Raw genomic sequence first — 16,562 nt, forward strand, 5'->3', positions numbered from 1 at the left:
ATAGTCTTAAATTCCGCGGATTAACTCCATCCAGGATAAATCCGTCAGTGAGTAGCTGATATACTCATTTCGTTTTTTAAACCGACATATCAAGTATTAACTTGAGCGGCCTATAAGAGAGGTATCTTGATGTCTGCCTTTAAGTCTAAAGTAAAAAAAGCGGTAATCCCTGTTGCTGGTCTGGGTACGCGTATGCTCCCTGCCACGAAAGCGATTCCCAAAGAGATGCTACCGCTGGTCGATAAGCCGTTGATCCAGTATGTCGTGAATGAGTGTATTGCTGCTGGCATTAACGAAATTGTGCTGGTTACCCATTCGTCTAAAAACGCGATCGAAAACCATTTTGATACCAGTTTTGAGCTGGAATCAATGCTGGAAAAACGTGTTAAGCGTCAGCTGCTGGACGAAATCCAATCAATTTGCCCGCCACACGTTACCATCATGCAGGTGCGTCAGGGCATCGCCAAAGGTCTGGGTCACGCTGTAATGTGTGCACACCCGCTGGTCGGTGATGAACCGGTTGCCGTCATTCTGCCGGATGTGATCATCGATGAGTACGAATCTGATCCGACCAAAGACAACCTGGCAGAAATGCTGTCGCGTTACGAAGAAAGTGGCCGTAGCCAGATCATGGTTGAGCCGGTTGCCGATGTGACCGCATACGGTGTGGTGGACTGCAAAGGTGCGGATCTCAGCCCGGGCGAAAGTGCGCCGATGGTGGGTGTCGTTGAGAAACCGAAAGCGTCTGAAGCGCCATCAAACCTGGCAGTGGTTGGCCGTTATGTGCTGTCTGCGGATATTTGGCCGTTGCTGGCGAAAACCCCTCCGGGTGCTGGCGGTGAAGTACAGCTGACTGACTCCATTGCGATGCTGATGGAAAAAGAAACTGTTGAAGCTTATCACCTGAAGGGTGTGAGCCATGACTGCGGTAACAAGCTCGGTTATATGCAGGCTTTTGTTGAGTACGGTGTTCGCCACCCGGTCCTGGGCAAAGATTTTGCGCAGTGGCTTGAAGGCGAAGTAGGAAATAAAAAGTAACTCATTAAGCACAGGATAATTCAATGAAAGTCACTGTATTTGGTATCGGCTATGTCGGTCTGGTTCAGGCTGCGGTGTTGGCCGAAGTCGGACATGACGTTCTCTGTATTGATGTCGACGCGAATAAAGTCGAAAACCTGAAAAAAGGCATCATCCCGATTTTTGAGCCGGGACTCACTCCTCTGGTGATGGCGAACTATGAGTCAGGGCGCCTGAAATTCAGTACCGATGCGGAAGAAGGCGTAAACCACGGTGTGATGCAGTTTATCGCAGTGGGTACACCGCCAGATGAAGACGGTTCAGCCGATCTGAAATATGTGACTGCAGTAGCTCGTACCATTGCGCAGCACATGAATGGCCACAAAGTGGTTATCGATAAATCAACAGTACCGGTTGGCACAGCAGATAAAGTGCGCTCGGTGATGACGGAAACCCTGAAAAACCGTGATGCCAATATCGCGTTTGATGTGGTTTCTAACCCGGAATTCCTCAAGGAAGGTGCAGCGGTAAGTGACTGCATGCGTCCTGAGCGTATCGTGGTCGGTACTGATAACGATGAAGTGGTTGAGCTGTTGCGCGAGCTTTATGAGCCGTTCAACCGCAACCATGATCGTATGATTTTAATGGATATCCGCAGCGCAGAGCTGACGAAGTACGCAGCAAACTGCATGCTGGCAACCAAAATCAGCTTTATGAATGAGATCTCCAACCTGGCTGAACGCCTTGGTGCGGACATTGAGAAAGTGCGTCAGGGTATCGGTTCTGATTCCCGTATTGGCTACCACTTTATCTATCCGGGTTGCGGTTACGGCGGTTCCTGCTTCCCGAAAGATGTTCAGGCGCTGATTCGTACTGCTGAGTCTATCGGTTATAAACCGCGTCTGCTGCAGGCGGTTGAAGATGTTAACGACTCACAGAAAAGCAAACTGCCCACCTTTATCAAACGTCACTTTGGCGATGATTTGCGTGGTAAGACCTTTGCGCTGTGGGGCCTGGCATTTAAACCGAACACCGACGATATGCGTGAAGCTTCCAGCCGCGTTTTGATGGAAACGCTGTGGGAAGCGGGTGCGACTATTCAGGCATTCGATCCGGAAGCGATGGATGAAGCGCAACGTATCTACGGACACCGTAGCGATCTGAAACTCATGGGCACCAAAGAAGCGGCGCTGCAGGGCGCAGATGGCCTGGTCATCTGTACCGAATGGCAGAATTTCCGCGCACCTGATTTTGATGTCATTAAAACGGCATTAAAACAACCCGTGATTTTTGATGGTCGTAACCTGTATGATCCGGAACGCATCAGCAAACGCGGCTTCGTTTATTATGCAATCGGCCGCGGAGCTTCTATTCAAATTGCGTAATAAATGAGGGATGTATGAAGTTTCTGGTTACCGGCGCGGCAGGTTTTATTGGATTTCATGTTTGTCAGCGTCTGCTGGCTGCCGGTCACCAGGTTGTCGGCATCGACAACCTGAATGATTATTATGATGTCACCCTGAAGCAAGCCCGCCTTGATCGGATAGCCTCTCATCCCGCATTCAGTTTCAGTAAAATGGACCTGGCAGATCGCCAGGCCATTTCTTCTTTGTTTGAACATCATGGCTTTGATCGTGTCATTCATTTAGGGGCACAAGCCGGGGTGCGTTATTCTATCCAGAATCCGCATATCTACGCCGAATCCAATCTCATCGGCCATCTCAATATTCTTGAAGGTTGCCGCCATCATAAGGTCGGCCATCTTCTTTATGCTTCCTCCAGTTCAGTCTATGGTCTGAACCGTAAAATGCCTTTTTCAACCGACGACTCGGTTGATCATCCGGTTTCGCTGTACGCCGCGACCAAAAAAGCCAATGAGTTAATGGCCCATACGTATTCGCATCTCTATCAATTGCCCACCACCGGTTTACGTTTTTTCACCGTGTACGGTCCGTGGGGACGGCCCGATATGGCGCTGTTCAAGTTCACCCGCGCGATGCTGGCAGGGGAACCTATTGATGTGTACAACAATGGGCAGATGATGCGTGATTTCACCTACATTGATGATATTGCTGAGGCGATTGTGCGTTTACAGGATGTGATTCCGCAGCCAGACGATCAATGGACCGTAGAAACCGGGTCGGCAGCCACCAGCTCTGCGCCGTATCATGTCTACAATATCGGCAACAGTCAGCCGGTGACATTGATGGCGTATATCGAAGCGCTGGAAAGTGCACTGGGCATGGAAGCGAAGAAAAACATGATGCCGCTGCAGCCCGGTGATGTGCTGGAAACCAGCGCAGATACTGAAGCCCTGAAGAAAGCGATCAATTTCCGCCCGCAGACCAGCGTGCAAGAGGGCGTGCAGCAATTTGTTAACTGGTACCGTGAGTTTTACCAGCAATAATGATGCATAAAAAAGGAAGCCAGCGGCTTCCTTTTTCTTACCTGGTGAATTCACCAAACGGGTGTGTAGTCACAATCATTTCGAAGCACTGGGGGATTTACAGCAGAAAATCGTCCAGTTGTTTGCCTTGTTCTTCAATGGCTTTTTTAATCACGGCTGGTGTACGACCCTGACCTGTCCAGGTACGGTTTTCACCATTTTCATCAACGTATTGATATTTAGCCGGGCGAGCTGCACGCTTGGTTTTAGCTGCAGTTTTGGTTTCAGATAACGCATTCAGTAACTCGTTGGGATCGATACCGTCAGCAATCAGCATTTCACGATATTGTTCCAGCTTGCGGTTACGCTCAGCATTTTCTGCCTCTGCATGCGACTCTTCTTCACGACGTTCATTCACCACAACCTCAAGTTTTTCCAGCATCTCTTCCAGTGTTTCAAGAGAGCATTCCCGAGCCTGCGCGCGCAATGTACGGATATTATTAAGAATTTTAAGTGCTTCGCTCATTGTCCTAATCTCAAAATATATTTAATGGGAGTTGTTCTGCCCGCTCATAATAGTGGTGGGTAAAAATAACTGCAATAGTAAAATTATAAAGTAAAACGTAAATTAAAACTGATGAGACTTTTTTAGCGACCTCCAGACACTATTTAACTCTCTCTTTTGTATTCCTTAACCCTTAAATTTTGTGGTTTATAACCAGCGGTTGCAAGGTAACTACGCTGGCAGGAGAATAAGTGTGAATAAAAAACAAACATTGGCACTTTGTCATTTCGTGCTGTATTGGTACCTCCTGGCCAATAAACGAAGTGGTCTGGCGTAGGTAATTTGAGCAAATGATAAAAATTAAGCCATCGCTACAGCCATGCTGTCTTTATGGTAGACTTGCACGCAACTGATTCAGGTTCTGATGAGATTTTCCAATGGCGCAACTCTATTTTTATTACTCGGCGATGAATGCGGGCAAATCAACGGCCTTGCTACAATCCTCCTATAATTACCAGGAACGAGGCATGCGTACCCTGGTGTATACCGCCGAAATTGATGATCGCTTCGGTGCCGGTAAGGTTAGTTCGCGTATTGGTCTCTCTTCACCGGCGTTTTTATATAATGCGCAAACCCAACTGGATGCAGCAATAGCGGCTGAACATACCCGACAACCGGTACATTGCGTGCTGGTGGACGAAAGTCAGTTTCTGACCCGCGAACAGGTAAAAGCGTTGTCTGATGTGGTCGACAATATGGATATTCCGGTGTTGTGTTATGGACTGCGCACCGACTTTCGCGGTGAGTTGTTTGTCGGCAGCCAATACTTACTGGCATGGGCGGATAAGTTAGTGGAACTGAAAACTATCTGCCATTGCGGACGTAAAGCCAGCATGGTTTTACGTCTGGATGCTAACGGAAAACCCTTTAGTGAAGGTGAGCAGGTGGTGATCGGCGGTAATGAACGTTATATATCCGTTTGCCGTAAGCATTATAAACAGGCAATTGATGAAGGTTCATTAAAAGCCATTTATGGCTCGAATCAGCCTGATCTGTAAAAATAGCTGATATAAAAACGCATCGTAGTGTAAGGAATTACCGGGGAAAGTGTCAGGTACAGAGTCTCATGGCCTGATTGATGATGCAATTAGTTCAATAAGATATACCTGTGGATTCACTTCTGTGCTTCTGACATCGGTAATATGAGCCACTGAACATTGTTCGCTTTTCCTCGTTTTAGTAGCGATTTCGTATATTGTTAGCCGCCTGGGATATTCGCGAGTAGACGAATTAGTTGTGCACTCCTCTTTGACTATAACTAGTTGATAGTTAAGGGGAGTGGCACCCATTTCAGTACGGAGTCCGGGTGGTCATAACCCGTTAAGGAGTCTATTTATTATCGATAATTATGTTTTTTTTCATCACTTGCTGTCCTGTTTTTGCTTTTGCAGCAAGATTCACCGGTTTGTGGATCACTGATTTTGGGATTTCAAGGACCGGACCGGTGCTGCTAAGCATGATCTGGTGATTAATGATTTTTCCTTTTTTATCCTTATATATTTTCTTTCTTTTATCCCCTGCATGCCCTGGATCAAATGCCATTCCGTCTTCGCCATGTGATGCGTCCCAATGATTTAACGCTTGAGGGAGTTTATCGACGTGCATTGATGGTGCAAGACCCTGCTTGTCAGCAAACCGCGCCAGAGCGTTATACTGCGCTTTCATCTCTACAGCATGCTTATTATAATTTTCCCGAACCATCTTTAATGCATCCTGGGCATTGGTCACAATGCCTTTATAAATAAGACGGGACGCTAAAAATACACCTGTTCGACCGAAACCGCCCCAGCAATGCGTTACTACTCTTCTATCGCCCACGCTGAGGGCATCTACCATAGTATTGTAATAGTAAAGATGATCTGCAGAAGGTGCATGCCAGTCTTTAATAAAAAATTCTACAGAGACTAATCCGCCTTTTGTTACCGTTTTTTTTGTTCGTGCAAACTCCTCATTCTCTAAAGAAATCACGCTTGCTATCTTCGCATTCTTTAGAAATTCGACACGATCCGGTAAATTATCCTGAATGGACAAGAGAGACATACCAGCAAAGGGGTATGCTTTCCCTTCCTGAATACTCGTTACCCATTTGAATCCTTCAGGTTTGAGAGGAACCAGACCGTCATTATCGATGAGGGTAACGGGATTATTCCTGACCATACGGTACAGGTTCAGTCCGTCCACCGTACCCGCCGGGTCCGTACTCAGCCAACGCCCCGCCCACGGCTGGTAATAGCGAAAACCATAGTAGTATAGCCCCGTTGCATCCCGCTCTTTGCCTGAGTAACGGATGGTTTTGTAGCTCGCCTCCACCGCGCAGCGCGCGGCCCATACCGCGGTGCCCCCGTACGGATAATATTCCTCTGTGCTGATTACGTTGCCATTGCTATCCAGTTCAAATCCGCTGCTGCCGGTCAGATTATCGTAACTGTAACGCACCATGTCATTGGTTATATCGGCCGGTTTTCCGCTCTCCCACTCCAGAACTCTTACCTGCGCCCGGCCAGCCTCACCCACGCAGATAACATGCAGGCTCTCACTTTCCGTATCACCACTTTTTGTGGTACGAAGCTCCAGCCCCGGCAGGTATACCACCCGCTGTGTCTGCGTGCTGTTACCGGTTTTCTGCGTGCTGACTTTCAGAATACGCCGCCTGTTCGCGTCATAGCGGTAGCTTTCCCGGTCATCTGTTCCGCCGTCACGCGCGACCAGAACCACCTGCAACAGTTCGTTGCAGGGCGTCCAGCTGAGCGGTTGTCCCGGCTGCAGCTGCGTCTGCTGCCCCCCCACCGTGAACAATGCATCCACTTCTGAAGGACGGGTGGTCAGCGAACTCAGCACCCCCCGGTTGCTGCGGTCACTCACGGTAATGCGGGTGGTATACCTGTTGTTGGTGGCGGGCGCGCTGTGGCGCATCTGCGTCAGGTTTCCGCCACAGTCATAGGTGTACGTTCGGGTGTAATTTGTCCAGGCGGCGCTGTCTGCTGGAACGGGAACGATGGTGGAGGGAAGGTGGCTGTCTTGCTGACCGGCATTAGCCATCTCGCGCCCGGTGGCGCTAACCAGCTGGTAGAGGCTGTCGTAAGTGTACGTATTTTCAGGAACCACTTTCTGGTTGCGATAAAAGCGGCTCTCTTCAGCGTCGCTGCCAATAATGAGCAGGTTGCCCACCGGGTCGTATTCGTAGCGCAGGTCCTGCAGCACCTTCGTACCCGCAGGGTGACCGGACGGGCGTTCCGTTTTAATCCCGGCCAGACGCTGTGTCTCAGGTTCGTAGATGTATGTCGTGACCACACCGTTACCGTGTTCTTCGCGCAGTTTCTGTCCGGCGGCGGAATACGTCAGGGACTTCACGATAACCTGCCCGGTCCCGTTTTTCAGCGTCAGCCAGCTACCTGAGAGCAGACCTGCCACATCATATGCCACATGTTGCACGTTGCCTTTTGCATCGGTGGTGGTCAGCACCGCACCGGTGGCGTTTAAGGTGCTCAGGGTGATATAGGGCTCATCATCAAGCTGTGTGTTCCATACTGATGTATCCTTCCCCTGCCAGTCAGCCCGGGTATCCGGCGTATCCGCATTCTTCAGCAGGTGCCGGGTGACAGAAAGCGGTACGTCGGTGAGGGAGAGACTATCCATCTGCGTCAGACCTGCCGTGTCGTAGTAGCTGACCCAATGACCGGCGAGATTCCGGGCTTTCTCCTGTTCCGTGTTACCGGCATAAACGAAACGCTCGGTAATATGTACCGCTCCACCGGCTACCTGCTCCGTCACGCTCAGTGGACGACCGGGTAGCTCTGCATCTTCATACTGTCTGGTGCGCGTCACCGCCTGCCGTTTGTCCTCTGTCCCTGTATCGGAGGTACTGATGTCGCTGACCACAATGACCGGCCGATCGGCTGCATCATTCAGGGCCACGGTAGTACCGGTATCGACGCTCTGCGTGCGCAGTACAATGCCTGCCAGATCTGTCAGCCAGGTAAAGTTCACCAGACCGGCGTCGTGCAGGCGCGGGTCGGCACTCTGCGTCAGAAAACCACACGCATTGTACTGATGGCGGATGACGCGCTCATTGGTGGCGTCCGGCGTGTCCGGATGACGGTAGTACGTGATATGGCGGACGTCCAGGCCGCGGTTACTGTGGACCTTAACCGTCGGGGTATGGCTGAACAGGGATGTGTTCATAATTTTCTCCTGTGGGTATCAGTAAAACCTGGATAGCAACCGGCCTGTTGCGCAGTTACCATTTGCCTGCTAACTGGAGTCACGTAATATTGTTGGAGTTAATTCATGCCTGTAGATAAGCCTGCCCTCCCGTTTGAGCTTAAGAAGAGTCTATAAGCACATCAACATTTATCCCTGAATCTAATAATCGAGGTATCAGCCATATCTTCGAGGCCCGGCATATTAAGTCGCTGGGGTAAGATTTTATCGGTTGGGTTAAAGGACAATATAAAGAAAGGGTTCGATAAGAAAGATGAACACAGACTCAGAAGGTGAGCGTTGCTGGCTGAGAACCTGACTTTCTGGGGAGTCGGGGGAGAGCTGAAGATACTTATTATGCCGATCATGTTATCTGGACAAAAAGCTGCCCAGGGCTTTTTTTATCTCACGTTAGCGGAGAATGTCCTGTGACACTCTCCGCTAATTTCAAAGCAACGACGCTGGATGCTGTTCTTAACCACCTCGCCAAAACCTACCGCCATATGTTTCTGATTCTGTGGGGCTAACTCAGCGCCGAAGCGGGTTTTTTTGTTATCAGGGCTTACGCCTTTTTAGTTTTCTTCTCAGTCTTTACTGACTTTACCGGCTGCAGATCAACTGCTTCTGTCACTTCAGCGGTGGTTTCGACAAATTCGCGACCGTAGAAGGTATCCAGCATGATTTGTTTCAGTTCAGCAATCAGCGGATAGCGCGGGTTAGCACCGGTACACTGATCATCGAAGGCATCATCAGCCAGCTTATCCACTTTGGCGAGGAAGTCAGCTTCCTGCACTCCTGCTTCACGAATTGAAGTCGGGATGCCCAACTGGGTTTTCATCTCTTCCAGCCATGCCAGCAGTTTTTCAATTTTCTGCGCAGTACGGTCACCCTCAGCACTCAGGCCCAGATGGTCAGCCACTTCGGCATAACGGCGACGTGCCTGCGGGCGGTCATACTGACTGAAAGCGGTCTGCTTAGTCGGGTTGTCATTGGCGTTGTAGCGAATGACGTTACAAATCAGCAGGGCGTTCGCCAGTCCATGGGGAATATGGAATTCTGAACCCAATTTATGTGCCATGGAGTGACATACCCCGAGGAAGGCGTTAGCAAACGCGATACCTGCGATGGTGGCGGCATTGTGCACACGCTCACGCGCTACCGGATTTTTCGCCCCTTCTTTATAACTGGCTGGCAGGTTTTCTTTCAGCAATTTCAATGCCTGCAAAGCCTGACCATCGGAATATTCATTGGCAAGCACGGAAACGTAGGCTTCCAGTGAGTGGGTCACCGCATCCAGACCGCCAAATGCGCAGAGTGAACGCGGCATATCCATCACCAGGTTAGCATCGACAATCGCCATATCCGGGGTCAGTGCATAGTCAGCCAGCGGATATTTCTGACCCGTCGCGTCATCGGTGACGACGGCGAACGGTGTCACTTCAGAACCGGTACCGGAAGTGGTGGTGATAGCTATCATGCGCGCTTTCACACCCATTTTCGGGAATTTGTAGATACGTTTACGGATATCCATAAAGCGCAGCGCCAGTTCTTCAAAATGGGTTTCCGGATGTTCGTACATCACCCACATGATTTTGGCGGCATCCATCGGTGAACCACCACCGAGAGCGATAATGACGTCGGGTTTAAAGCTGTTCATCTGCTCTGCGCCTTTACGCACGATGCTCAGCGTCGGGTCAGCTTCTACTTCGAAGAATACTTCAGTCTCGATACCGTGTGATTTCAGCACGCGGGTGACCTGGTCAGCATAGCCATTGTTGAACAGGAAACGGTCGGTGACGATGAAAGCACGTTTGGCCCCGTCAGTCGCCACTTCTTCAAGCGCAATTGGCAGAGAACCACGACGGAAGTAGATAGACTTCGGAAGTTTATGCCACAACATATTTTCAGCTCGCTTGGCCACGGTTTTCTTGTTGATAAGATGTTTCGGTCCCACGTTTTCAGAAATGGAGTTGCCGCCCCATGAACCACAACCCAGTGTCAGTGACGGAGCCAGTTTGAAGTTATACAGGTCACCGATACCACCCTGTGAAGCCGGGGTGTTAATCAGAATACGTGCGGTTTTCATCTTGTCGCCGAAGTAGTGCACGCGTTCATTCTGGTTATCCTGATCGGTGTAGAGGCAGGAGGTGTGACCGATACCGCCCATTGCCACCAGTTTTTCTGCTTTATCAACCGCGTCCTGGAAATCTTTGGCACGATACATCGCCAGTGTCGGCGATAATTTCTCATGAGCAAAAGGTTCTGACTCATCAACCAGCTTCACTTCGCCAATCAAAATCTTGGTGTTTGCCGGGACGGTAATACCGGCCATTTCAGCAATTTTCGGCGCTGGCTGACCGACAATCGCAGCGTTGAGTGCGCCATTTTTCAGGATGATATCCTGCACGGCTTTCAGCTCTTTGCCCTGCAGCATATAACCGCCGTGGGTGGCGAAACGTTCACGTACCGCGTCATAGACGGAGTCAACGACAATAACGGACTGCTCAGAAGCACAAATCACGCCGTTATCGAAGGTTTTTGACATCAGAATTGAAGCCACAGCGCGTTTGATATCGGCCGTTTCATCCACCACTACTGGGGTATTACCGGCACCCACACCAATCGCTGGTTTACCGGAGCTGTAGGCGGCTTTCACCATGCCCGGGCCACCCGTCGCCAGGATCAGGTTGATATCCGGGTGATGCATTAACTGATTTGACAGTTCCACTGACGGGGCATCAATCCAGCCGATAATATCTTTTGGTGCACCCGCGGCGATGGCAGCCTGCAGTACGATATCAGCGGCTTTGTTGGTCGCATCTTTGGCTCGCGGATGTGGTGAGAAGATAATGCCGTTACGGGTTTTCAGACTGATCAGAGCTTTAAAAATTGCAGTAGAAGTCGGGTTAGTGGTCGGTACGATACCGCAAATCAGGCCAATAGGTTCGGCAATAGTGATAGTGCCAAAGGTGTCATCCGTGTCGAGCACACCACAGGTTTTTTCATCTTTATAAGCGTTGTAGATATATTCGGAAGCAAAGTGGTTTTTGATCACTTTATCTTCGACGATGCCCATGCCGGATTCGGCAACGGCCATCTTAGCGAGCGGGATTCGTGCATCAGCGGCGGCGAGGGCGGCGGCGCGGAAGATGGTATCAACTTGTTCCTGACTAAAATTGGCGTATTCGCGCTGTGCCTTTTTAACACGTTCTACCAGTGCATTAAGTTCGGCGACATTAGTTACGGCCATGGTGCTCTCCTGAAGGAAGTTAAACTTTTTTAGTAAACAAGCCTGGATCCAGAAGTATAGTCGCGCTATAGAACGCTGTTTGGTCAGGAAGGCGAGTGAACTCGCGGTTGCTTACTAAAAAGGTTTACTGTTCTGGATGCTGGTGCCTCAGGATAGTGTTTCGATGGGGTAAGGTTACCCCTGATGAGGTATAAGAATTATGACGCAGATCAATTTTGTCCTAAGCTGACACCATTCAGCACCCACTTTTGCAATTAAAGTAATCGCAGCCTGCCACACAATAAGGACCGAACAGTAGCAAAGCAGTAACCCAACGTTAACGGCAGATAAATGCACTGGTTTTTTGCCTCGGAGGCAGCATAGATTTCTGCTGAAAGCGCTGGTTTTTAGCCAGTGATTTGCACTACATTATGCGCGATTTTTACTGTGACCCATTGTGGAGCTGACTGTGACCCCCGTGCTACTTGATCTATCCGGCTATATTAAGTTTTTTGTCGGTTTGTTCGCCCTGGTGAACCCAGTCGGCATCATTCCGGTCTTTATCAGCATGACCAGCTATCAGGGGGCGGTAGAACGCAATAAAACCAACCTGACGGCAAATCTGGCTGTGGCCATTATATTGTGGACCTCGTTGTTCCTTGGCGACGCGATTCTGCACCTGTTCGGTATCTCCATTGATTCGTTCCGTATTGCCGGTGGCATCCTGGTGGTGACCATCGCCATGTCGATGATCAGCGGTAAGCTGGGGGAAGATAAGCAGAACAAACAGGAAAAATCAGAAACCGCGATCCGTGAAAGCATTGGCGTCGTGCCGCTGGCATTACCGCTGATGGCTGGCCCCGGTGCGATCAGTTCCACCATAGTCTGGAGTACGCGCTACCATAACTGGCAAAACCTGCTGGGTTTCACCCTGGCGATTGCCATTTTTGCTTTCTGCTGCTGGTTGCTGTTCCGCGCAGCTCCGCTGATGGTCCGAGTGCTAGGGCAGACGGGAATTAACGTGATTACGCGTATTATGGGCTTACTGCTGATGGCGTTGGGTATTGAGTTTGTGGTCACCGGACTAAAAGCCATTTTCCCTGGTTTATTAAGTTAAAAATCGCCTTAATTTTCTACACGTCATCTTTTCATGATCCAATATGGTGCGATAAAGGGTAATTCCGCACCATATTGGTGCTGATATTCATCATGCTTAACATCACTGGTGGGTTATCAATTTTGCTACTGTATTAATCCGCGTTTAGCTATTCTCTGTATTTTACTGTGATAATTATCACAGCATCATGTTCTGATTATCAGGGTAATATATAAATAAATCTCGCTACACCGGGGTTTTTCCTATTCATATATCCCATGATTATACTATTCAGTGACATAAAACACATTTTATCCATTCTGCATTTAACTCTGCACATAATGACAGCAAATTCATTATAAAATAGATATAAATCAATAAATTAAGTGATAATTTTGGTTAAGAATTAACACTTTTCCTTAGCAATAAGACGTGATAAAAGAGAATTAGATAACATTTCTGTGGTTTAGCTTTGGCGCATGGGCATTTGTTCTGATAATTTTCGGAACATCGCAATTTTTTTATCTGATAGTCAAAAATGTGTACGGTTCTTGCTTACTCGCTATCAGGTTTATGTTGAAGGTTGATTTCTTTTGATGAAATGGATGGTAGCGAAGGCCCCGGCGTTTTCACCTCTTGCCCTCTGCCTGTGGGGTATTTTGAGCCAGAGTCAGGCGGCTGATATCCCGGCAGGGACACAATTATCCGCCACACAGCGTATTGTGATTAATAACGGCAGCGAAGTGGCGTCCCTTGATCCGCAGAAAATTGAGGGCGTACCGGAATCCAATGTGATTCAAAGCCTGCTCGATGGTCTGGTTAACACCGACAACAACGGGAAAATTGTCCCCGGTGTGGCTGAAAGCTGGCAAAACGATCAGGGGCGCGTCTGGACTTTTACCCTGCGAGAAAATGCCCGCTGGAGTAATGGTGAGCCTGTCACGGCAGCTGATTTTGTTTACAGCTGGCAACGCCTTGCCGATCCGAGAACGGCCTCTCCGTACGCCAGTTATTTGCAGGCGGCGCATGTTGCCAATGTTGATGCGATCATGGCGGGTAAAGCCAAACCTGCTGAGCTGGGTGTCAAAGCACTGGACGCTCGTCATTTTCAGGTAACACTGACAGAACCCGTTCCTTATTTCCTCTCCATGGTGGCAAATACCGCAATGAAGCCGGTTCATCCTCCAGCGGTGGAGAAGTGGGGCGAGCAGTGGACGCAGCCTGAACATTACGTCAGCAATGGTCCTTACACTCTCAGCCAGTGGGTTGTGAATGAAAAAATCGTGGTGAAGCGCAATCCGCTTTACTGGGACAATGCCCATACCGTGATTGAAGAGGGCGTCTATCTGCCGCTATCGTCGGAAAACAGCGATATTAACCGTTATCGCAGTGGTGGCACGGATATGACCAACAGCGTGGTACCGCCTGATATGTACCATAAATTGCGTCAGGACCTTGGCGACCAGGTCAAAGTCAGCCCGCTGCTGTGCACCTTCTATTATGAAATCAACAACAAAAAAGCGCCTTTTGATGATGCCCGGGTGCGTACTGCGCTGAAGCTGACACTGGACCGTGACATCATCGCGCAAAAAGTGATGGGACAGGGACAAATCCCGGCCTACAGCCTGACCCCACCCTTTACTGACGGCGTGAAGCTTTCCCCACCCGCCTGGTTCAATCAAACCCAGGCAGAACGCAATGCCAGCGCGAAAAAACTGCTGGCTGATGCCGGTTTTAACGACCAGCATCCGCTGCGCTTCTCGCTGCTGTACAACACCTCCGAGCAAAACAAAAAGCAGGCCATTGCCGCTGCCTCAATGTGGCAGAAAAACCTCGGCGCAGTGGTGACCCTGGAAAATCAGGAATGGAAAACGCTGCTGGAGACACGCCATCAGGCGCAATACGATGTGGTGCGCGCCACCTGGTGTGCAGACTACAACGAACCGTCCACCTTCCTGAATATTCTGCTGAGCGGCGCTTCCATCAATACCGCTTTCTACAGCAGCCCGGCATTCGATCGGCTGATGGCGCAAACGCTGACGGCACCGGACGAAGCGACACGCGCCGCGCTCTATCAACAGGCAGAACATCAGCAGGATAAAGATTCAGCGATTATCCCGGTGTATTACCGCGTCAGCGTACGACTGGTGAAGCCCTGGGTGGGCGGTTTTACCGGGCAGGATCCGCAGGATCTGATTAATCTGAAATACTATTACATAAAGAAACATTGAGTAACGGGCTGATCCGGCGCTACAGTCGGGCGGCACGTTACCGTGGCAACCCTTGCAAGGGGGATTGCAATCTCTGACCAGACAGGGCGGAGATTCCCGGATACGGGGTACGCCGGGCGGCTCAGACCGACCCGGTGACGATAATAAAACTGGAGCGTAATAATGAACAACATCACGAAGAAAAGCCTGATCGCCTTAGGTGTAGTTGCGGCGATTGGCGCGCTGGCAGGGAATGCCGCGCTGGCAGCGACAGTGCCAGCAGGCGTTCAATTGGCAGCAAAGCAGGAGCTGGTGCGCGGCAATGGTGACGAAGTACAGTCACTGGATCCGCATAAAATCGAAGGCGTGCCAGAAGATAACGTGGCGCGTGACCTGTATGAAGGTCTGCTGGTGAGCGACAGCGACGGCAAACCGGTGCCGGGCGTGGCGGAAAGCTGGGAAAACAAAGACTACAAAGTCTGGACTTTCCATCTGCGTAAAAATGCCAAATGGTCGAATGGTGCGCCGGTAACGGCACAGGATTTCGTATATAGCTGGGAGCGTCTGGTTGACCCGAAAACGGCGTCCCCGTATGCCAGCTATCCGCAGTATGGTCATATTGCTAACGTCGATGACATCATCGCTGGTAAAAAACCCATTACCGATCTGGGCGTGAAAGCGCTGGACGATCACACGCTGGAAGTCACCCTGAGTGAGCCAGTGCCGTATTTCGACAAACTGCTGATTAACTCCGTGATGTCACCGGTTTACAAACCGGCGATTGAGAAATTTGGTGAGCAGTGGACTCAGCCGCAAAACTGGGTCGGTAACGGTGCCTTTAAACTGCAGGATCATGTGATCAACGAGCGTATTACGCTGGTGCGTAACCCGGAATATTGGGATAACGCCCACACCGTGCTGAACAAAGTCACCTTCCTGCCGATCAGCTCTGAAGTGAGCGATGTTAACCGTTACTTCTCTGAGAACGGCAGCGACATGACCTATAACAACATGCCGATTGAGCTGTTCAAGAAGCTGCAGCGTGATAACGGCAAAGAGCTGCATGTTGACCCGTACCTGTGTACTTACTACTACGAAATCAACAACCAGAAAGCACCATTCACCGATCCGCGCGTACGTGCAGCGCTGAAACTGGGTCTGGATCGCGACATCATGGTGAACAAAGTGCTGGCACAGGGCCAGATGCCTGCCTACAGCTTCACCCCACCGGCCACCGATGGCATGGAAATTCTGCCGCCGGACTGGTTCAAATGGTCACAGGAAAAACGTAACGCTGAAGCGAAGAAATTGTTGGCTGAAGCCGGTTATACCGCGGATAAACCGTTGACCTTCAACCTGCTTTACAACACTTCCGACCTGCATAAAAAGCTGGCCATCGCCGCTGCATCGATCTGGAAGAAAAACATTGGCGTGAACATCAAGCTGGAAAACCAGGAGTGGAAAACCTTCCTGGATACCCGTCATCAGGGCAACTTTGACGTTTCACGTGCGGCCTGGTGTGCGGACTACAACGAACCGACGTCGTTCCTGAACATCATGCTATCGGACAGCAGCAGTAACACCTCGCACTATAAGAGCGCTGAGTATGATCAGGTGATCAAAGATGCCATCAAAGCACCTGACGCCAAAGGTCGTGCCGCTGATTATCAAAAAGCAGAACAGATCCTCGATAAAGACAGCACCATCGTGCCGGTTTACTACTACGTGAACGCACGTCTGGTGAAACCTTATGTCGGCGGTTACACCGGCAAAGATCCGCTGGATAAAACCCTTGATAAGAACTTTTATATAATTAAACACTAATAGCACACAGGCTATCGACAGTGGCGGTGCTGCGG

10 protein-coding genes are annotated in these 16,562 nt (G+C 50.0%); 7 read left to right on the forward strand and 3 right to left on the reverse strand.

The window, feature by feature from the left end; genetic code table 11:
• Positions 1 to 129 precede the first annotated feature (129 nt).
• From galU to RCF31_RS02365, 3 genes are read left to right on the forward strand one after another with little or no spacing between them, the layout of a single operon-like run.
• Positions 130 to 1,038, forward strand: a complete 909-nt coding sequence (gene galU / locus RCF31_RS02355; RefSeq protein WP_299451211.1) for a UTP--glucose-1-phosphate uridylyltransferase GalU — start codon at positions 130 to 132, stop codon at positions 1,036 to 1,038.
• A 23-nt stretch (positions 1,039 to 1,061) separates the two neighbouring features.
• Positions 1,062 to 2,402 carry a UDP-glucose dehydrogenase family protein gene (locus RCF31_RS02360; protein WP_416412384.1) on the forward strand — a complete coding sequence of 447 codons (1,341 nt, stop codon included), beginning with the start codon at positions 1,062 to 1,064 and terminating at the stop codon, positions 2,400 to 2,402.
• A gap of 14 nt (positions 2,403 to 2,416) precedes the next feature.
• Positions 2,417 to 3,424: an NAD-dependent epimerase gene (locus RCF31_RS02365; RefSeq protein ID WP_416412385.1), complete on the forward strand. Its 1,008-nt coding sequence runs from the start codon at positions 2,417 to 2,419 to the stop codon at positions 3,422 to 3,424.
• Positions 3,425 to 3,521: 97 nt separating this feature from the next.
• On the opposite strand, the gene hns is transcribed toward RCF31_RS02365, so the two are convergent.
• Entirely contained in the window at positions 3,522 to 3,929 is a 408-nt protein-coding gene (gene hns / locus RCF31_RS02370) for a histone-like nucleoid-structuring protein H-NS (protein ID WP_084875182.1), read from the reverse strand.
• A gap of 416 nt (positions 3,930 to 4,345) precedes the next feature.
• On the opposite strand from hns, the gene tdk reads away from it, so the two are divergent.
• Positions 4,346 to 4,966: a thymidine kinase gene (tdk, locus tag RCF31_RS02375; protein WP_416412386.1), complete on the forward strand. Its 621-nt coding sequence runs from the start codon at positions 4,346 to 4,348 to the stop codon at positions 4,964 to 4,966.
• A gap of 331 nt (positions 4,967 to 5,297) precedes the next feature.
• Here tdk and RCF31_RS02380 read toward each other — a convergent pair whose 3' ends face one another.
• Together RCF31_RS02380 and adhE are read right to left on the reverse strand one after the other, a co-directional pair.
• A complete protein-coding gene (locus RCF31_RS02380) occupies positions 5,298 to 8,150 on the reverse strand; it encodes an RHS repeat-associated core domain-containing protein (RefSeq protein ID WP_416412387.1) in 2,853 nt (950 codons plus the stop codon).
• 580 nt (positions 8,151 to 8,730) lie between these two features.
• Positions 8,731 to 11,418 (reverse strand): bifunctional acetaldehyde-CoA/alcohol dehydrogenase, encoded by a 2,688-nt coding sequence (gene adhE / locus RCF31_RS02385; RefSeq protein ID WP_416412388.1) that lies wholly within the window; start codon positions 11,416 to 11,418, stop codon positions 8,731 to 8,733.
• Between the two features lie 448 nt (positions 11,419 to 11,866).
• Between adhE and RCF31_RS02390 the strand changes: the two genes are divergently transcribed.
• From RCF31_RS02390 to oppA, 3 genes are all read left to right on the forward strand, one after another.
• Positions 11,867 to 12,514: a YchE family NAAT transporter gene (locus RCF31_RS02390; protein ID WP_084875175.1), complete on the forward strand. Its 648-nt coding sequence runs from the start codon at positions 11,867 to 11,869 to the stop codon at positions 12,512 to 12,514.
• Between the two features lie 575 nt (positions 12,515 to 13,089).
• Entirely contained in the window at positions 13,090 to 14,724 is a 1,635-nt protein-coding gene (locus tag RCF31_RS02395; protein WP_416412389.1) for an ABC transporter substrate-binding protein, read from the forward strand.
• 162 nt (positions 14,725 to 14,886) lie between these two features.
• The gene (gene oppA, locus RCF31_RS02400; protein ID WP_299451198.1) at positions 14,887 to 16,527 is read left to right on the forward strand and encodes an oligopeptide ABC transporter substrate-binding protein OppA; all 1,641 of its coding nucleotides are present in this window, start codon (positions 14,887 to 14,889) and stop codon (positions 16,525 to 16,527) included.
• Positions 16,528 to 16,562: the final 35 nt, after the last annotated feature.

Origin of the sequence: Pantoea sp. App145, from assembly GCF_047947045.1 — a bacterium.
In the GTDB taxonomy this organism is placed as follows: domain Bacteria; phylum Pseudomonadota; class Gammaproteobacteria; order Enterobacterales; family Enterobacteriaceae; genus Pantoea.